This is a genomic window from Kluyvera sichuanensis, from assembly GCF_014218705.1.
Lineage (GTDB): Bacteria > Pseudomonadota > Gammaproteobacteria > Enterobacterales > Enterobacteriaceae > Kluyvera > Kluyvera sichuanensis.
Map to the genome: position 1 here is coordinate 71,297 of NZ_JABBJF010000004.1, position 19,098 is coordinate 90,394.

Genomic DNA, 19,098 nt, shown 5'->3' on the forward strand with positions numbered 1-19,098 from the left:
AAAGCCGGCGGCATGCCGGAGATAAATACCGGCGCAGAATAGCACTTCTGGCTACAGGCGAATAGCCAGGGCAGCCAGGATTATTCCTGGTAATCCTTAGAACAAGGGAGGTCTTTTTCGTCGCGTAACGTTGGACAAAATTGGTACATCTCAAGCAGGATAGCCACGTAGGACTCAGCCTCGGCCCTCAGATCGAAGGAGGTCGGGGCAAACAGCCAGTTTTCCATTAACCCTGAAATATAGCTGCGGGTTAAAATCGCCGCCCGGCGACTTAACAAATTTGCCGGTAAAACCTTCGCCGTGACACAGTCATTTAACGTCTGTTCAATCCGATCGTAACTTTCTAAACATAAATTACGCTGGGCCTGTTGCACTACGGCCATTTCACCGACAAACTCACATTTGTGAAAAATGATTTCCATCATCAATCGTCGGCGCTCTTCGATAACCGTGGCAACTAGAATATAAACTAAGATTTCTCTCAAAACTGAGAGTGGATCACCGGGGAATTTTGCCCGATACTCAATTTCAAGATCGCCGATGCTGGACTCTGATAACGCCCAGATTTCATTAAAGAGATCCGACTTATCCTTAAAATGCCAGTAAATTGCGCCACGCGTCACCCCTGCCGCTTTTGCAATCTCGGCGAGTGAGGTGGATGATACCCCCTGCTGTGAGAACAACCGTAGGGCGACATCCAGTATGTGCTGACGCGTAGCCAGCGCTTCTTCTTTGGTTTTTCGTGCCATAGGTCGGTGAATTTGCAGGGGTTAGATTTACATACATTTATGAATGTATGTACCATAGTATGACGATAATACAAACGCAGCAATGGGTTTGTGGACGCTTGTTCCATTGATCAATTTGAAATCGGACACTCGAGGTTTACATATGAACAAAAACAGAGGGTTAACGCCTCTGGCGGTCGTTCTGATGCTCTCAGGCAGCTTAGCGCTAACAGGATGTGACGACAAACCAGCTCAGCAAGGAGCGCAACACATGCCAGAAGTGGGCGTGGTGACGCTCAAATCTGAACCTCTTGTAATCACGACGGAACTGCCAGGCCGCACCAACGCCTATCGTGTCGCAGAAGTTCGCCCGCAGGTCAGCGGGATTATTCTGAAGCGCAACTTTATCGAAGGTGGCGACATCAAGGCGGGCGAGTCGCTCTATCAGATTGATCCGGCAACCTATCAGGCATCCTATGAAAGCGCGAAAGGTGACTTAGCGAAAGCGGAAGCGGCTGCCAATATCGCCAAACTGACCGTCAATCGTTACTCCAAACTGCTGGGTACTCAGTACATCAGCCGTCAGGATTACGATACTGCCGTTGCGGATGCTCAGCAGGCTAACGCCGCCGTTCTGGCCGCAAAAGCCGCCGTTGAAACCGCGCGTATCAACCTGGCCTATACCAAAGTGACTTCGCCTATCAGCGGTCGCATTGGTAAATCGTCGGTCACCGAAGGCGCGCTGGTCCAGAACGGTCAAGCGACCGCACTGGCTACCGTTCAGCAGCTCGCCCCTATCTATGTTGATGTGACCCAGTCCAGCAATGATTTCCTGCGTCTGAAGCAGGAGTTGGCAGACGGCAAACTGAAACAGGAAAACGGGAAAGCGAAAGTGGACCTGGTGACCAACGACGGCATCAAGTATCCGCAGAGCGGGACGTTAGAGTTCTCTGACGTCACCGTTGACCAGACCACCGGTTCTATCACGCTGCGCGCCATCTTCCCTAACCCTGACCATACGCTGCTGCCGGGCATGTTTGTTCGCGCACGTCTGGAAGAAGGGACCAACCCAACCGCGCTGCTGGTTCCCCAGCAGGGTGTAACCCGTACGCCGCGTGGCGATGCGAGCGCCATGGTTGTGGGTGAAGGCGATAAAGTCGAAGTTCGTCAGATCGTTGCAAGCCAGGCGATTGGCGACAAATGGCTGGTGACGGGTGGTTTGAAAGACGGCGATCGCGTGATTATCAGCGGTCTGCAAAAAGTGAAACCGGGCGTGCAGGTTAAAGCCCAGGAAGTCACTTCTGACGATAAACAGCAAGCTGCCGCTGGCGCCGCTCAGTCAGAACAAACCAAGTCTTAACTTAAACAGGAGCCGTTAAGACATGCCTAATTTCTTTATCGATCGCCCCATATTTGCGTGGGTGATCGCCATTATTATCATGCTGGCTGGGGGGCTATCGATCCTCAAATTGCCGGTAGCGCAATATCCAACGATTGCGCCGCCTGCGATTTCGATCACGGCCATGTATCCCGGTGCTGACGCCGAAACGGTGCAGAACACTGTTACTCAGGTTATCGAACAGAACATGAACGGTATCGATCACCTGATGTACATGTCCTCCAACGGCGACTCCACCGGTACCGCAACCATTACCCTGACCTTCGAATCCGGTACCGATCCGGACATCGCTCAGGTACAGGTACAGAACAAGCTCGCTCTGGCGACGCCGCTTCTGCCGCAGGAAGTTCAGCAGCAGGGCATCAGCGTTGAAAAAGCCTCCAGCAGCTTCCTGATGGTTGTTGGTGTTATCAACACCAACGGCACCATGAACCAGGACGATATTTCCGACTACGTTGCGGCCAACATGAAGGACGCCATCAGCCGTACTAGCGGCGTGGGCGACGTTCAGCTGTTCGGTTCCCAGTACGCGATGCGTATCTGGATGGACCCGAACAAACTGAATAACTTCCAGTTGACGCCAGTGGATGTTATTAGCGCGCTGAAAGCACAGAACGCCCAGGTGGCGGCAGGCCAATTAGGTGGTACGCCGCCTGTACCTGGCCAGCAGTTGAACGCCTCTATCGTGGCGCAGACCCGTCTGACGAATACCGAAGAGTTTGGCAACATTCTGCTGAAGGTTAACCAGGACGGTTCGCAGGTTCGCCTGCGCGACGTGGCGAAAATTGAGCTCGGCGGCGAAAGCTATGACGTGGTAGCGAAGTTTAACGGCCAGCCGGCTTCCGGTCTGGGTATTAAACTGGCGACCGGCGCAAACGCCCTGGACACCGCGAACGCGATTCGCGCTGAACTGGCGAAAATGGAGCCGTTCTTCCCGTCAGGCCTGAAAATCGTTTACCCATACGACACCACCCCGTTCGTTAAGATCTCAATTCACGAAGTGGTGAAAACGCTGGTCGAGGCGATCATCCTGGTGTTCCTGGTGATGTATCTGTTCCTGCAGAACTTCCGTGCAACGCTGATCCCAACTATCGCGGTGCCGGTGGTACTGCTCGGGACCTTTGCGGTACTTGCCGCGTTTGGCTTCTCGATAAACACCCTAACGATGTTCGGGATGGTGCTCGCCATCGGCCTTCTGGTGGATGACGCCATCGTGGTGGTCGAGAACGTCGAGCGTGTGATGGCCGAAGAGGGGCTGCCGCCGAAAGAAGCAACGCGTAAATCCATGGGCCAGATTCAGGGCGCACTGGTGGGTATCGCGATGGTGCTGTCAGCGGTATTTATCCCGATGGCCTTCTTCGGTGGTTCCACCGGGGCAATCTATCGCCAGTTCTCCATCACCATCGTTTCCGCGATGGCGCTGTCGGTACTGGTGGCGTTGATCCTGACGCCGGCACTGTGTGCCACGATGCTGAAGCCAATCGCCAAAGGCAGCCACGGTTCTACCAAAGGCTTCTTCGGTTGGTTCAACAACATGTTCGAGAAGAGCACGCACCATTACACCGATAGCGTAGGCAACATCCTGCGCAGCACCGGTCGTTACCTGCTGCTGTATCTGATCATCGTGGTTGGCATGGCATACCTGTTCGTGCGTCTGCCAAGCTCCTTCCTGCCAGACGAAGACCAGGGCGTATTCCTGAGCATGGCGCAGCTGCCTGCCGGTGCGACCCAGGAACGTACGCAGAAAGTGCTGGATGAGATGACCAATTACTATCTCACCAAAGAGAAGAACAACGTTGAATCCGTCTTTGCCGTAAACGGCTTCGGCTTCGCGGGTCGCGGCCAGAACACCGGTATCGCCTTCGTGTCGCTGAAAGACTGGAGTGAACGTCCGGGCGCCGAAAACAAAGTTGAAGCGATTACCGGCCGTGCGATGGGCTACTTCTCGACGATTAAAGATGCGATGGTGTTCGCCTTTAACCTGCCAGCTATCGTAGAACTGGGTACCGCTACCGGCTTCGACTTCCAGCTGATCGACCAGGCGGGTCTGGGCCACGAAAAACTGACCCAGGCGCGTAACCAGCTGTTCGGGATGATTGCCCAGCACCCTGACGTGCTGACCGGCGTGCGTCCTAACGGCCTGGAAGATACGCCGCAGTTCAAGATCGATATCGATCAGGAAAAAGCGCAGGCGCTGGGCGTTTCCATCAGCGACATCAATACCACTCTCGGCACGGCCTGGGGCGGTAGCTACGTCAACGACTTCATCGACCGCGGTCGTGTGAAGAAGGTGTACCTGATGTCCGAAGCGAAATACCGTATGCTGCCGGAAGATATTGGCAAATGGTACGTTCGCGGTAGCGATGGTCAGATGGTGCCGTTCTCCGCCTTCTCTACCTCACGTTGGGAATACGGTTCACCGCGTCTGGAACGTTACAACGGTCTGCCATCCATGGAAATTCTGGGTCAGGCGGCTGAAGGTAAGAGTACCGGTGAAGCCATGAACCTGATGGAAGAACTGGCGGGTAAACTGCCTGCGGGTATCGGCTACGACTGGACGGGGATGTCCTACCAGGAACGTCTGTCTGGTAACCAGGCCCCTGCCCTGTACGCCATCTCGCTGATTGTCGTCTTCCTGTGTCTGGCAGCGTTGTATGAGAGCTGGTCTATTCCGTTCTCGGTTATGCTGGTTGTTCCACTGGGGGTGGTTGGTGCGCTGTTGGCAGCAACGCTTCGCGGGTTAACTAACGACGTTTACTTCCAGGTGGGCCTGTTGACCACCATTGGCCTGTCGGCGAAGAACGCGATACTGATCGTTGAATTCGCCAAAGACCTGATGGATAAAGAAGGCAAAGGGCTGATTGAAGCGACGCTGGAAGCCGTACGTATGCGTCTGCGCCCAATCCTGATGACCTCGCTGGCGTTTATCCTCGGCGTAATGCCGCTGGTTATCAGCTCTGGTGCAGGCTCCGGTGCGCAGAACGCCGTTGGTACCGGCGTAATGGGCGGGATGGTGACAGCAACCGTTCTGGCTATCTTCTTCGTACCGGTGTTCTTCGTGGTTGTACGTCGTCGTTTCAGCCGTAAAAACGAAGACCTCGAGCACAGCCATAAAGTAGAGCATCACTAAAGCTATGCTATCGAAAGGGCCGCTATTGCGGCCCTTTTTTTATCCTTACGCCAGCAGCACGAGTGTCTGTTTTTTAATCAATCATAAAAAAATAGATATTGTGGTTACCCTATATATTAAAATATAGTCCCCTCTCCTATCTCGCTTTATTGAGATTTGTCTTTAATTCATTTTGAATAATCTGTAGCTCCCCCGACGACAGAAACAAATTAAGAATAATCCTATAATATTTAATCGAACGACATCGCAGCACCAACGGTCTAAGTCTATGAATGTTATCTTTATCATGCGAAAGTATGATATCGCGGGGTCTATGCCCGCCCTGCCCGGTCATTGTTTATAAAAAAACTAACCATTTGAGACTTAATTGTAATTTTTCGTAATAGCTCGGTGAAATCTTTTGCGGAGTAGATTATAGTTACTGCAGATCGGGAACACGTGCATGTTTCAGGTTAATCAGTAGTACCCATCCCACACCGGTATTTGTTACTCGTTGTTTGAACTGCAATCAGGGGGATGCGTTATGGACGAATACTCACCAAAAAGACACGATATCGCACAGCTTAAGTTTCTTTGTGAAACCCTGTATCATGACTGTCTTGTCACGCTTGAAGAGAGCAACCATGGTTGGGTGAATGACCCTACCTCGGCGGTTAACCTGCAGCTTAATGAGCTGATTGAACATATTGCAACGTTTGCACTTAATTATAAAATTAAGTACGACGAAGATAATAAACTGATTGCGCAGATCGACGAATATCTGGATGATACTTTCATGTTGTTCGGTAACTACGGCATTAATAGCAGCGACCTGCAAAAATGGCGTAAGTCAGGGAACAAACTTTTCCGCTGTTTCGTCAACGCTAGCCGAGCTAACCCTGTTAGCCTCTCTTGTTAAAATTATTACAATCAATGGGTGAATTATGTCTGATAAACCATTAACTAAAACTGATTATTTGATGCGTCTACGACGCTGTCAGTCAATTGATACGTTAGAACGTGTCATTGAAAAAAATAAATATGAACTGTCCGATAACGAACTGGCGGTATTTTACTCAGCGGCCGATCATCGTCTGGCTGAATTGACCATGAATAAACTGTACGACAAAATTCCTTCAACCGTCTGGAAGTATATTCGTTAATTTTTATTCATTTACAGGCACGTATCCCACTCCGTGTATTTTGTCGAATCTCTGTGATTTGTATCACAACGATGAATCGGGAACGTTCCCAAATATCTGTTCGCCTTTTATGGTGATGGCTTCCCGTACAGGAGGCCCTATGAGTGAAGAAAAACGTAAGATGATTGCGGGTGAATATTATCGCCCGGCTGATGACACGCTGAGAATGGACCGGCTACACGCCCGGCACCTTATCCATCGGTATAACCATACCGAGCCGGACGAGAAATCTGAACGGGCAGCGTTGTTGACGGAGCTATTAGGCAAACCCCATGATGCCTATATCGAACCGACATTCCGCTGCGACTACGGCTACAATATCCATCTCGGTACCAACTTCTACGCAAATTTCGACTGCGTGATGCTCGATGTCTGCCCAATTTATATCGGCGATAACTGTATGCTGGCCCCTGGCGTCCATATCTACACCGCCACCCATCCGCTTGATGCGACCGAACGCAACAGCGGCATTGAATATGGCAAACCGGTGAAGATTGGTCATAATGTGTGGATTGGTGGACGAGCGGTGATTAATCCCGGCGTGACCATTGGTGATAACGCGGTTATAGCTTCTGGTGCAGTTGTGGTTAAAGATGTGCCAGCAAATGCCGTCGTCGGTGGTAATCCCGCTAACGTCATCAAAATGTTAGCCTGATAACAGACACGGACTGTTATGCTTTTTTGCAACCGATCTGTTACTTTCTGTATTGATTGACGCAACATACAATAGGCTATTCCGCCCTTCGTTGCCGAGCAAAAGATGTCAGAGATCCAGCGATTACTCACGCAAACCATTGATGAACTAAACGTGACTGAAAAGCGCGACAACCGGCCGCGCTTTAGCATCAGCTTTATCCGCAACCACCCAGGTCTATTCATCGCCATGTACCTTGCGTTCTTCGCAACGCTCGTAGTGATGATGCGCTCTGAAACCCTGGCCGATACCGTCTGGCTGCTATGGCTGCTGTTTGCGCTGTTGAACGGCTTCTTCTTTTTCGACGTCTATCCGCGCTACCGCTATGAAGATATTGACGTCCTGGATTTCCGCGTCTGCTACAACGGCGAGTGGTACAACACCCGCTTTGTCCCCAAACAGCTGGTCGAGCGGATCCTGAACTCCGCCCGCGTAGACGGCCAGGCGAAGGCCCAACTACAGAAAATGGTCTCCACCAAGGGCGAACTGTCGTTCTACGATGTCTTCACCCTTGCCCGCGCCGAAGCGGCAGAATAAGCCGCTGTAACGTCCGTATCGCCGTCGTAAACTGCGATGCGGACGTATTGCCATAGCCCAGCACCAGCCCGGTTTGCGCCTGTTGGCGGTTAAGATAAAAGCTGCTGAGCGCACTGGGCGCCATCTGATGCAGCCGCGCCTGACGCACCAGAGCCACGTCATCAATCCCGTCAATAGCTACCGTCATATGTAGCCCCCCTTCTCCTGCCATCAGTTGATGCGGAACGGTCAGTTCCTGCTCCAACGCATCATGCAGCTGCGCCTGGCGTTTACGATAAAGACGACGCATCGCCGCCAGATGGCGCGCATAGTGCCCCTCTTCAATAAAACAGGCCAGCGCACGCTGCTCGGCACGGTGTCCACCGCGCAATAGAGCACGTATGGCAGGCTGCGCCACCTCAACCAGCATTGATGGCAGCACCATAAACCCAATGCGCAGCGACGGGAACAGCGTCTTACTGAAAGTCCCCAGGTAGACCACTGGGGCGTTATCGACCATTCCGCGCATAGCCGGAATCGGCTCGCCGCTAAAGCGAAATTCACTGTCGTAGTCATCCTCAACGATCCACGCCCCATGCTGACGGGCATAGTCCAGCAGCGCAAGACGCCGCGTCGCGCTGAGCACGCTGCCAATGGGATACTGGTGAGAGGGAGAGGTAAAGATCATCGTCGGTGGTGGCAGATTGACGGCAATCTGCATGCCTTCTTCATCCACCGGTACCGTTTCCAGCGCTAATCCCGCCGCCAGAAATGCACTTTTGGCACCAAAATAACCCGGCTCTTCTACCCAGGCGGTTTGTCCCGGTTCACTAAGCAGCTGCGTGCACAGGTTTACGCCTTCCAGCGCTCCTTCAGTGATGACAATTTGCCGGGCATCGCAGTCGATGCCGCGCGATAACGCAAGATGGCGGGCTATCGCCACCCGCAACGGCCACTCACCTGCCGCATCGCCATAGCCAAGCAACGAGCTCCCCTCTTCACGCATGACGCGGTCAAGCAATCGTCGCCAGAGCGGCAAGGGAAAATAGTTAATGGCCGGTGTGCCGGGGGTGAACAACAATGGCGGCGTATCGCGTGGCATCACCTGCGGCAGCCGCTGTAACCGTGACGGAAGCTTGACGGGTGCCGGTATCGACGCCTTGTGGTTTTCCGGCTGCGGCAGCGCGGCCACCCGCGAACCCCGACGGTCTCGCCGCAGGTAGCCTTCCATCGTCAACTGCTCCAGCGCAGCATTGACTGTATTACGCGATACCTGCAGCCGCTCGGCGATCGCTCGCGAACCCGGCAGCCAACTCTGCGCCTGGAGTTGCCCCTGCATAATGGCCTCTCGCAGCGCAGCATACAGGCTGCGCTGAAGCGTCTCTGTTCCACGCGACTGCAGCGCGCGGGAAAGCAGGGCAAAAAAGGGATCGTCAGGAATATTCATCTCAGCTCCTCGTGGTACCATCAAAAGATAACCTGGTGGCACTTCTTATGGAACCAGTAAACCCCTACGCTCAGCGTATTGTTTATTTCCCCCAAGGAGAGGTTATGAGTCAGCTTAATCAATTTGGTCAGTTAATTGGCGATGCACTGCCGGACTGGCAGCCACGTCCACGTCCTGAGCGCGTGGTGCTGGAAGGGAAGTTTTGCCGCCTTGAACCGCTGAGCCTTGTGCACGCCGATGCGCTGTTTGCCGCCCACCAGCAGGCAACGGATACCCGTAACTGGACGTGGCTGCTGCGCGAGCCGGAAAGTTCGGTAGAGGAATATCGTCGGTGGGTAGCGAGCGTGGAAAACCTGCAGGATCCGGTTCATTTTGCGGTCATCGACAGGCAAACCAATCTGCCGGTCGGTTCGCTGGCATTAATGCGCATCGACCCGAATAATGGAGTAATGGAAGTCGGCCACGTCCACTTCTCACCGCTGTTAAGCAGAACGCCTGCGTCTACGGAAGCCCAATGGCTGCTGATGCGCTATGCGTTCGATACCCTGGGCTATCGCCGCTATGAGTGGAAATGCAACAGCTTCAATGACCCCTCACGCAAAGCCGCGCTGCGTTTAGGTTTCCAGTTTGAAGGTCATTTTCGCCAGGCGCTGGTGATTAAAGGTCATAACCGCGATACCGATTGGTTTTCAATTATCGACGGTGAGTGGTCAGCGCTGAACGCTGCCTTCCAGAAATGGCTTGCCGCCGACAATTTTACCGCCGACGGCAAGCAACGCCACACCCTGGAGTCGCTGCGACAGTTGTCCGCTTAACGGCGCTTCTTACGCCCCTGAACGGCCTTAAAGCGAGGATTTGACTTGCAGATAACGTACAGTCGCCCTTTGCGTTTCACTATCTGACAATCCGGGTGGCGCTGTTTGGCGCTGCGCAATGAGTTAAGTACCTGCATCATGAACCTCTTTTCACATCAATAAAGCGGCCAAAACGCTGGCTGAAGCGCGCCACGCTACCCTCGGTAGAGGCCGTTCTCTGTTTCCCGGTGTAGTACGGGTGCGATTTGGACGACACATCAATGGTGACATACGGATATGTCACACCTTCCAGCTCAATCTCCCGGTCGGTTTTTATGGTCGAACCTACTTTGAAATACTCGTTGGCACTGGTGTCATGAAACACCACGGTGCGGTAATGGGGATGGATATTGGCTTTCATCTGACCCTCGATATCATATGTTATAACATAACAATTACGATACGCCGCGAAACCAGTCTTTGCAACCCTACAAATTAAAGGGGGATAGCCGGAGCGCAGAACACGCTCCGGACAAAGAGGTTAGCGGCTAAGCTGATGCGCGATGGCGCGCAACTGCTCCGCAATCGCCTGCAGATCTTTGCCCTGCTCCACTTTTGCCCCGGTGGAGTGGCGAACGACCAGGCGAGCCGGAAGAATGGATGAGGTGCGCGACGAGGCGTTATCGTCACTCTCCAGAATACGACGCACCGCCTCTTTACCCTGCAAATCAAGGTCAAGCGAGACGGTGGTCAATGCCGGATAGAAGAACGAACTTTCATAGGTGTCATCGTAGCCAATCACCGACTTTTCACCGGGGATCGCCACCTGATGCTGATGGAACGCACTCAATACCCCCAGCGCCATCTGATCGTTGCCCACCAGCACCGCTGAAAAATCTGGCGTCTCGCGCAGCATCTGCAGCGCGCAGGCGTAGCCGCTTTGCGCATCCCAGTTACCGTGAAGTACGGTGACGGGCTTCAGGCCGTAACTGTTCAGCGTATCCAGCCAGCTCCTCAGACGCAGATTAGCCGAAACGGAACTCACCGGCCCGGCCAGGATAGCCATCTCACGATGCCCGGACTCATACAAATATTTCACGCTGGCACGGGTGCCATCCGCTGGGTTAAACGAAACGTTATACACGGAGCTGTAGGGGTCAACGTCGAGGAAAAGACAGACGATGTCATCATTATCATCCGCGATTTTTTGCGCCGTTTCGGTCTCCAGCGGCACGTTGATAATCACTTTGCTGACCAGCTGCGATTTCAGCTCATTGATTGAATCCTGAATACTATGATTGACGCTCTCATCAATCATCGAAATCAGTACCTGATACCCCTCCAGATTTGCATAGCGTTTCACCGCAGCTGCGACCTGAGAAGGCGCGTGCAGCGCCAGAGAAGTGGTGACCAGTCCAAGCGTCTGACTGGTCTTTCCAACCAGCTGTTGTGCCAGTCTATTTGGGACATAGCGGAGGACCTCAATGGATTTCTCCACCTTGTGGCGTGTGGCTTCGGATACATTGGCAGATTTATTGAGTACCCTGGACACAGTCTGGTAGGAGACGCCCGCATGGCGAGCAACATCTTCCAAAGTTGCGCTTTTAGACTTCATCGTCCGGTTCCTTATGTTGTTATCGCTAGATTGTAACAGGGGTCACCCCAAAAAACGTCTACCGACCTGACTTATGGCATACGATAACACAAAAAAGATATACGCTCACACACCAACACAATAAGAACCCTCTTACACAACCAGTCAGAAATGGCTAATTTATTTGCAGTTAATCACACATCGCGAATCAAATGTTTGCCTGTTTTTACATTTAGGCATTTTATTACACAAGTTATGTGAACGTACTACAAAACAAAATGAGGATAACAATGAAAACTACCCTACGCACGCTTTCTATTGCGTTGGCTACTGCGCTGACTTCACCTTCACTGCTGGCAGCAACGTCAGTACCGATTGATTTCCACGGCTACCTCCGCTCCGGCGTGGGGGTTTCTAGCGATGGTGGAATGCAGGAATGGCAAAAAAATAAACTGGGTCGTCTGGGGAACGAAGCCGACACCTACGGTGAGCTGGAACTCGGTTCTGAGGTGTATAAGAAAAATGATGTCAGCTTCTACCTCGATTCGATGGTCAGCATGGTCTCCGATGGATCAAACGATAACGAAACCACGTTAGACGACGATGCGCAGTTTGGTTTACGCCAGTTGAACCTGCAGATCAAAGGGCTTGTACCAGGCGATCCGAACGCGGTGATTTGGGGCGGTAAACGCTACTACCAGCGTCACGATCTGCACATCATTGATACTAAATACTGGAATATTTCCGGCTCCGGCGCCGGGATCGAAAACTACACGGTCGGCCCTGGCGCAGTGTCATTGGCCTGGATCCGCGGCGACGCCAACGATGTCGACTATCGCGTAGATGGCGATAACGATGTCAACATCAACTACATCGACCTTCGCTACGCGGGCTGGAAGCCATGGAGCGGTGCCTGGACTGAGTTCGGTATCGACTACGCCATGCCAAACCCAACCAAGAAGCAGAAAGATTACGGTGGCCTGTATGATGCCGACAACGGCGTGATGCTGACCGGCGAAATCAGCCAGGATATGTTCGGCGGCTACAACAAACTGGTGCTGCAGTATGCGAATAAGGGCCTGGCGCAGAACATGGTCTCCCAGGGCGGCGGTTGGTACGACATGTGGAACAACGTCAACGATGCCACCGGTTACCGCGTTATCAACACCGGCCTGATTCCGATTACCGACAAGTTCTCCTTAAACCATGTGCTGACTTATGGTTCAGCGGATGACACCACCGAATACACCGATAAATCACGTCTGGTGTCACTGGTTGGTCGTGCGCAGTATCAGTTCACCGAGTACGTACGCTTAATCGGTGAAGTGGGTGGTTTCTACCAGAAAGATTCTTACACCAACGGCACCAGCTATAAGCAGAGCGGCGAGAAATACACCATCGCATTAGGCCTGGCGGACGGCCCAGACTTTATGTCTCGTCCGGAGCTGCGCGTATTTGCCTCTTATCTGAATGATTCTGAGCAGGGCAATGCGTTTAACGATGGTACTGCCAGCGATACCTGGAACTTCGGTGTGCAGGTGGAAGCCTGGTGGTAATGTGTTTATCTGACTGAGTCATTATTTTTGCATTAATTCTATCTTCTGTTATTGGCAACAATTTTACTATTTGCCACTCCATCATTGTTTCTATCATCTGGCCTTTGGGATAACGCTATTATTGGGTTATCCCTTTTTTTATATTTCAGGCAATAAAAACCCCAGCATCAAACCGGGGTTATTAATACAACAGACCGTACCGTTAATTATTTCCAGCGAAATGCTCATCTAATAACTGGCGTAACGTATCAGACTGTTTGCCAAATATCGCGTGCACCTGCTGCCCCAGAATAATCACCCCCAGCGCACCTTCATTCTGTAACGCCTGAGAATCAACCACCGCCAAATCTTTTACCGTGACGCGCAGGCGGGTAATACAGGCATCGACATTCTCAATATTATTCTGACCGCCAAAGGCGTTAATCAGACGCTGAATTTGCTGCTGCTCCCCCTCGCTTAACGGCACCGATGGCTTGGGTTGGGAGAAGTAGTGCAGGAAAGATTTAAGGCTGACCATCTTCGACGCTCCTTAATTATCTACAGAGGTAAAAAAGCCTGCTCGGTTGAGCAGGCTATGGATTACAGCGGATTAAGCTTTACGGCGAACGATACGGCAGTCCCAGGGCTGAAGCACCTGTGCACCGCTGGCATCGGCACCCGTAGCGGCAAGTTCATAACCTTCCGGCAGCGAGATAGTCTGCGTCTGCGCGGTAAAGTTCTGCACAAAGACAAAGGCGCTTTCACCGTCGGTTCGCGCCGTCGCGACCACCCCCGGCGGGAAGTCGCTTGCCACCGCTCGCGGCAGCGCCAGGTCATCCATCAGTGAAGTGAAGAAATCACGCTGGAAGGCCAGATCGTTGCGAGACGCAATATGCCACGCTTTCCCCTTACCAACGCTATTCACCGTCACCGCCGGGCGACCTGCGTAGAAATCATCACGATAGGAGGCCAACGCCTGCGCCGTCTCGGTGTGAATCAGCTCGCACAGGTGTCGCACTTGGTATGGCCCCTGCAGCCCGGCCATATTCCCCGCCAGCCCCTGAATCTGATTACGTTCGCCGTCGTCGAGGCAATCAATCTCTTCCGCCCAGATACCCAACAGCTTACGCAACGGGCCAGGGAAACCGCCGAGGTGGCACAGATCGCTCTCATTCACGATCCCCGTCCAGTAGGTGGTCACCAGATGGCCGCCGTTCGCGACAAAGGCTTCGGCACGCTCGGCAAAACCGTCGCGTACCATATACAGCATCGGTGCAATCACCAGCTTATAGGCGCTCAGATCACCGTCAGCATCAATGACATCGACCGCAACCCCCTGCTCCCAGAACGGACGGTAGTGCTCATTCACCGTCTGCTCATACTCCATGCCCTTGTTGCGCGGCCCCTGCGCATCATCCATCGCCCAGCGGCTCTGCTGGTCAAAGATAATGGCGACCTTCGCATCAGTGCGACAACCGACAACGCCCGGCAACTGGCTCAGAATACTCCCCAGCTTGCTGACCTCGCGGCCCACGCGGGTATCAAGATGCCCCACGTGGTCAATAATCGCGCCGTGGAATTTCTCCACCGAACCGCGGCTCTTACGCCACTGGAAGTACTGCACCGAATCCGCACCGTGGGCCACCGCCTGCAGCGAAGAGAGGATGTGCATGCCCGGTTTTTTCAGCTTGCTGGTCGGCTGCCAGTTCGTCACGCTCGGCGTCGACTCCATCAGCACGAACGGCTTGCCGCCCTTCAGGGTGCGCATCATGTCGTGGTACATCGCGGTATAGCAGGCCAGCGTGGTCTCGTCTTTATCGCGATGCCACATCGGGTAGCTATCCCAGGAGATAAAGTCCAGCGGTTCGGCGAGCTGTGAATAATCGTAGTCGTAGAAATACTCCATAAAGTTGGTGGTCACCGGCAGATCCGGGTTCACCGCCTTTAATGGCGCGATTTCATGACGACAAAATTCGGTCACCTGCGCGGTGTTAAAGCGCCGCCAGTCAAGATTCAGACCATGAATTGAGACTTCACCCTGCGGCGACGGCGACTCAATCTGCTGCCAGTCGGTGTAAGTATGGCTCCAGAAAGTGCTCCACCAGGCATGGTTCAGGTTATCCAGCGTCTTGTAGCGCGCCTTCAGCCAGTCGCGGAACTTCACCTGGCAGCGTGGGCAATGGCATTCACCGCCGTATTCGTTAGAGATATGCCAGCCCAGCACCGCCGGGTGCTGTGAATAACGCTCCGCCAACAGCGTGTTGATTTTCAGCGTTTTTTCACGGTAAACCGGCGAGGTCATGCAGTGGTTATGTCGGCCACCGTGCAGCGCAGGCACCCGATCGCGCCCTACGCGCAGCACTTCCGGGTAGGCTTTTGACATCCATGCAGGCCGCGCGCCGCTCGGCGTCGCTAAAAAGACGTGGATCCCTGCGGCATACAGTTTATCGATAACCTCATCCAACCAGCCAAACTCAAATACGCCCTCTTGCGGTTCAAGTTTGGCCCAGCTAAATATCCCCACCGACATGACATTACAATTTGCCTGCTGCATCATCGTAATATCCTGGTCGATAATACCGGGATAATTCTCCCACTGTTCCGGGTTATAATCTGCGCCATGCAATAACGCATTAACCTTTGGGCTCAAAGGCGGAAATTTTTGCATAATAAAATCCTGAAAAAGAGTGTTGCTAATTAATTAAATACTTTTACCGACGGCAGGACTTTTCCTTTGCAGTCAAATAAGGCCTGATTCTCGCGGGCATTACCTTCTTTCCATTCGTCATGGATATATTTCATACCCGCTTTCGTGGCCCAGGTATTTCCCGGAACGGCAATCCAGGTCGGTTCCCAATAAAATATCCCTTTGCCACGACGGTCCGGAACATCAATAACGGCCTGCATTAAGTCATGAATATAGTTATATTGCCCCTGAACCGTGCCCGGATAGCCGCCGTCTTTCTCTTCTTTCGCCTGGAAGCTGTTTTCCGCGTTATCGCAGTTTTCCAGCGTGTAGCCATAAGCGGCTTCGACCACAATGACATCTTTGTTGTAGCGTTTGCTGATGTCATCCATGTTGGCCTTCAGCGCGCTGATAGGGCCGTTCCAGTAGGTGTACATCGACAGGCCAATCACGTCATACGGCACATTGCGTTTGCTGATTTCATCAAACCACCAACGGAAGGTGTCATTTTTGGTGCCTTCGGCCAGATGGAGCATAATTTTCACCTGCTCACCGCCCTTCAGATTCTCTTTCAGCCCGGAAATCGCCGCATTCAGCAGGCCGGCTAAACGGTCAAACTCGCCGCCGCCCTGCCCCCAGCTTTTGCCTTCCGGCCAGAGAATCCCGCCGTTAATTTCGTTGCCAATCTGCACCATATCCGGCAGCACGCCCTCCTGCTTGAAGCGGGCGATGGTGTCACGGGTATAGTCGTGAATCACGGTTTTCAGCTGCGGGTAATCCATCTTCTCCCACGCTTTGGGTTTGTACTGTTTGCCTGGGTCAGTCCAGAAATCGCTGTAGTGGAAGTCCAGCAGCAGCTTCATGCCCTGCGCTTTTGCCCGCTTCGCCAGCGCCAGCGTGCTGGCAAGATCGTTATCACCGCCGCCGTAAGCCTTACCGTCGGCATCTTTCGGGTCAACCCACAGGCGCAGACGAACATAGTTCACGCCGTTGGCTTTGAGAATCGCCAGCGCGTCCTGCTGCTGGTTTTGTTCGTTGTAGAAACGGGCGCCGTGCTTCTCAGCATCCAGCAGCGTCGAGATATCGGCCCCTTTAATAAAATCCGCTGGCATAGCGTTAAACGGCTTCGTTTGCAGCGTCTCGGCCGCCAGCGAAGAGGCGGAAAAACTACAGGAGAGACAAACAGCAAGCAGAGCGGGTGCAAATCTTTTCATGTGGTTATCCTTTGGTGCTGCCGGAGGTCAGGCCGGACACGAAGTATTTCTGTAATGCCAGATAGAGAATCGCCACCGGTACGGCAATCAGTACGGCTCCTGCCGCGTAGGTGGTGTAGCTGGCGCCCATTTTTTGCGCCACCAGGTTGTACAACCCGATAGGCAGCGTGTATTTATCCGGCGTACGCAGGATGGTGCTGGAGAGAATGAAATCCCCCAGCGGGCCGGTGAAGGAGAACAGCGCCACCACCGCCACAATCGGCTTCGACAGCGGCATGATGATTTCAATGAAGATGCGGAAGTTGCTGGCCCCGTCCATGCGGGCGGACTCATCGAGATCTTTAGGGATCGCGTCGAGATAGCCCTTCATCAGATAGGTATTCATCGGGATCATCCCTGCCACGTAGATCAGCACCAGTGCGAAGTGGCTATTGATCAATCCCAGCAGTTGGGAGAGCACGAAAATAGCAATCAGCGCGGAAAACTGCGGGATCATCTGCAGCAGTAAAAACAGCATCAGCCCATTCTGACGCCCTTTAAAACGAAAGCGTGAAAACGCATAGGCGGTAAAGCTGACGCTAATCAGCGTTAGCACCATGGTCAGGAAGCTGATTTTCATCGAGTTCCAGTACCAAGTCATGTAGTTCACCTGGCCGTTAAACAGGTCGGCGTAGTGCTGGAACGACAGGTTTTCCGGAATAATCGACGTACTCAGCAGGCTGTTCCCAGCGTTGAGCGACGCGCCAATGGTCCAGATCAGTGGGTAAATAATGATGGTGGAAACCAGCACGATAACCAGCCAGGAGAGCGACAGCCGCACCCATTTTTCACGCTTAATACTTTGTGATTTAGCCATGTGATTCCCTTACGCCATATCGTCGTTTTTGAAAGATTTCGTGGCGCGGAACTGCCACAGCGCCAGACCGACGACAAAAATCGACAGCAGGATGGTAATGGTCGCCGCAATGGCGTACTGGGAAGAGGACATGGTCAGCTTATAGATCCACGACACCAGAATATCCGTACCGCCCGCGTTCGATCCGGCCACCGCCGGCCCACCGTTGTTAAACAGGTAGATGATGTTGAAGTTGTTAAAGTTGAAGGTGTATTGCGTGATGATGATGGGCGCAATCGAGTAGAGCACCAGCGGCAGCGTAATCGTGCGTAGCTTGGTCGTCGTGCTGGCACCGTCCATCGTTGCCGCCTCGTAGAGATCGTCAGGAATCGCCTGCAATACCCCCGTGGTCATCGCAAACACAAACGGGAAACCAAGCCAGGTCTGCATCATAATCAGCGCGGTTTTGGTCCAGAATGGGTCGGTCATCCACGCTTTTGGGCTGATCCCAAAGAACGACAGAATGGCATTGTTAATGACGCCAAACGAGTCGTTGAACATCCCGGCAAATACCAGAATGGTGACAAAGCCCGGCACCGCCCATGGCAGAATGAAGATAGTGCGGATCAGCGGTTTAAAGCGCAGATCTTTCTGGTTCACCAGAATCGCCAGCAGCACGCCCACAGTGCACTGCAGCGTGGTGGCCAGCAGCGTCCAGACCACCGTCCACTGCAGCACGTCGAAGAAGGTCGAGCGCCAGATGGAGAGCGTGAAAATATTGACGAAGTTCTTCAGCCCAACCCAGTCCACCAGCTTCGCCGGAGGGGTGTGGTAAAGGTTGTAGTTGGTAAAGGCGATAGAGAACCCAAACAGAATCGGGAAAATCACCACGAACACCAGCAGGATGAATCCTGGGGTGATCATTAAATAGGGAAAGCCATCGCTCAGCAGCATCTGATACTGTTTACGCACGCTGTTCAGCTGCTGGCCCTCATCACGCTTCTTACCGTTCGCCCACGCATCGCGCAGGGAGAGATAATAAATCGTGACGCCAAAGCCGATAATCAGCACGCTGATGATCCCTTCCGCTAACAGGAAGATAGAGTTATCGCGCGGGACCTCTTCTCCCAGCGTGTACAGCCCCCACAGTCCTTCGCTCAGGAAGTCGTAAAACACGCCCATAAAGCTGCTAAGCAGCACCAGGAAGATAAGTCCCTTCAGCCACTGGCGGTGATAAAACTGGCCAAAGCCAGGCACAATGGCCAACAGCAGGCCGCACCACGCATGGCGTCCGGCCCCCTGTGCTCTGTTTACATTTTCGCTGGGATTGATAATCACACACGGC

18 protein-coding genes are annotated in these 19,098 nt (G+C 53.2%); 8 read left to right on the plus strand and 10 right to left on the minus strand.

Annotated elements, in window-relative coordinates; translation table 11 throughout:
- Nucleotides 1-80: 80 nt before the first annotated feature.
- Complete coding sequence (acrR, locus tag HII27_RS06330) at nt 81-749, minus strand: multidrug efflux transporter transcriptional repressor AcrR (protein WP_185667105.1); 669 nt, start codon at nt 747-749, stop codon at nt 81-83.
- 142 nt (nt 750-891) lie between these two features.
- On the opposite strand from acrR, the gene acrA reads away from it, so the two are divergent.
- The 6 genes from acrA to HII27_RS06360 all read left to right on the plus strand — a co-directional run bounded on the left by acrA (nt 892) and on the right by HII27_RS06360 (nt 7,669).
- Nucleotides 892-2,088, plus strand: a complete 1,197-nt coding sequence (gene acrA / locus HII27_RS06335) for a multidrug efflux RND transporter periplasmic adaptor subunit AcrA (RefSeq protein ID WP_185667106.1) — start codon at nt 892-894, stop codon at nt 2,086-2,088.
- Between the two features lie 22 nt (nt 2,089-2,110).
- Complete coding sequence (gene acrB / locus HII27_RS06340) at nt 2,111-5,257, plus strand: multidrug efflux RND transporter permease subunit AcrB (protein ID WP_185667107.1); 3,147 nt, start codon at nt 2,111-2,113, stop codon at nt 5,255-5,257.
- A 523-nt stretch (nt 5,258-5,780) separates the two neighbouring features.
- Nucleotides 5,781-6,155 (plus strand): Hha toxicity modulator TomB, encoded by a 375-nt coding sequence (tomB, locus tag HII27_RS06345; protein ID WP_185667108.1) that lies wholly within the window; start codon nt 5,781-5,783, stop codon nt 6,153-6,155.
- Nucleotides 6,156-6,180: 25 nt separating this feature from the next.
- On the plus strand, nt 6,181-6,399 hold the full coding sequence (locus HII27_RS06350; protein ID WP_064547995.1) for an HHA domain-containing protein: 219 nt from the start codon (nt 6,181-6,183) through the stop codon (nt 6,397-6,399).
- Nucleotides 6,400-6,538: 139 nt separating this feature from the next.
- A complete protein-coding gene (maa, locus tag HII27_RS06355) occupies nt 6,539-7,093 on the plus strand; it encodes a maltose O-acetyltransferase (RefSeq protein WP_185667109.1) in 555 nt (184 codons plus the stop codon).
- Between the two features lie 105 nt (nt 7,094-7,198).
- Nucleotides 7,199-7,669, plus strand: a complete 471-nt coding sequence (locus HII27_RS06360) for a YlaC family protein (RefSeq protein ID WP_185667110.1) — start codon at nt 7,199-7,201, stop codon at nt 7,667-7,669.
- On the opposite strand, the gene pdxR is transcribed toward HII27_RS06360, so the two are convergent.
- A complete protein-coding gene (gene pdxR / locus HII27_RS06365) occupies nt 7,638-9,095 on the minus strand; it encodes a MocR-like pyridoxine biosynthesis transcription factor PdxR (protein WP_185667111.1) in 1,458 nt (485 codons plus the stop codon). The two genes, HII27_RS06360 and pdxR, sit on opposite strands and share 32 nt — an antisense overlap.
- A gap of 104 nt (nt 9,096-9,199) precedes the next feature.
- On the opposite strand from pdxR, the gene HII27_RS06370 reads away from it, so the two are divergent.
- The gene (locus tag HII27_RS06370) at nt 9,200-9,910 is read left to right on the plus strand and encodes a GNAT family N-acetyltransferase (RefSeq protein ID WP_185667112.1); all 711 of its coding nucleotides are present in this window, start codon (nt 9,200-9,202) and stop codon (nt 9,908-9,910) included.
- Here HII27_RS06370 and ykgO read toward each other — a convergent pair.
- The 3 genes from ykgO to HII27_RS06385 all read right to left on the minus strand — a co-directional run bounded on the left by ykgO (nt 9,907) and on the right by HII27_RS06385 (nt 11,504).
- Complete coding sequence (gene ykgO, locus HII27_RS06375) at nt 9,907-10,047, minus strand: type B 50S ribosomal protein L36 (RefSeq protein ID WP_003859006.1); 141 nt, start codon at nt 10,045-10,047, stop codon at nt 9,907-9,909. The genes HII27_RS06370 and ykgO overlap by 4 nt on opposite strands.
- Complete coding sequence (locus HII27_RS06380) at nt 10,047-10,310, minus strand: type B 50S ribosomal protein L31 (protein WP_035891863.1); 264 nt, start codon at nt 10,308-10,310, stop codon at nt 10,047-10,049. Before HII27_RS06380 ends, ykgO begins: the two co-directional genes overlap by 1 nt.
- Before the next feature lie 120 nt (nt 10,311-10,430).
- Nucleotides 10,431-11,504 carry a LacI family DNA-binding transcriptional regulator gene (locus HII27_RS06385; protein WP_185667113.1) on the minus strand — a complete coding sequence of 358 codons (1,074 nt, stop codon included), beginning with the start codon at nt 11,502-11,504 and terminating at the stop codon, nt 10,431-10,433.
- Between the two features lie 269 nt (nt 11,505-11,773).
- Between HII27_RS06385 and HII27_RS06390 the strand changes: the two genes are divergently transcribed.
- Nucleotides 11,774-13,039 carry a maltoporin gene (locus tag HII27_RS06390; RefSeq protein WP_185667114.1) on the plus strand — a complete coding sequence of 422 codons (1,266 nt, stop codon included), beginning with the start codon at nt 11,774-11,776 and terminating at the stop codon, nt 13,037-13,039.
- Between the two features lie 202 nt (nt 13,040-13,241).
- Here the strand turns inward: HII27_RS06390 and HII27_RS06395 are convergent, their stop codons facing one another.
- From HII27_RS06395 to HII27_RS06415, 5 genes are all read right to left on the minus strand, one after another.
- Nucleotides 13,242-13,556, minus strand: a complete 315-nt coding sequence (locus tag HII27_RS06395) for a glucose PTS transporter subunit EIIB (protein ID WP_185667115.1) — start codon at nt 13,554-13,556, stop codon at nt 13,242-13,244.
- Nucleotides 13,557-13,628: 72 nt separating this feature from the next.
- Nucleotides 13,629-15,686: a beta-galactosidase gene (locus tag HII27_RS06400; RefSeq protein ID WP_185667116.1), complete on the minus strand. Its 2,058-nt coding sequence runs from the start codon at nt 15,684-15,686 to the stop codon at nt 13,629-13,631.
- Between the two features lie 29 nt (nt 15,687-15,715).
- Entirely contained in the window at nt 15,716-16,918 is a 1,203-nt protein-coding gene (locus HII27_RS06405; RefSeq protein WP_185667117.1) for a glycoside hydrolase family 53 protein, read from the minus strand.
- 4 nt (nt 16,919-16,922) lie between these two features.
- Complete coding sequence (locus HII27_RS06410) at nt 16,923-17,774, minus strand: sugar ABC transporter permease (protein WP_035891868.1); 852 nt, start codon at nt 17,772-17,774, stop codon at nt 16,923-16,925.
- 9 nt (nt 17,775-17,783) lie between these two features.
- Nucleotides 17,784-19,091, minus strand: coding sequence for a carbohydrate ABC transporter permease (locus tag HII27_RS06415; protein WP_185667118.1), 1,308 nt, complete (start codon nt 19,089-19,091; stop codon nt 17,784-17,786).
- Between the last annotated feature and the right edge of the window lie 7 nt (nt 19,092-19,098).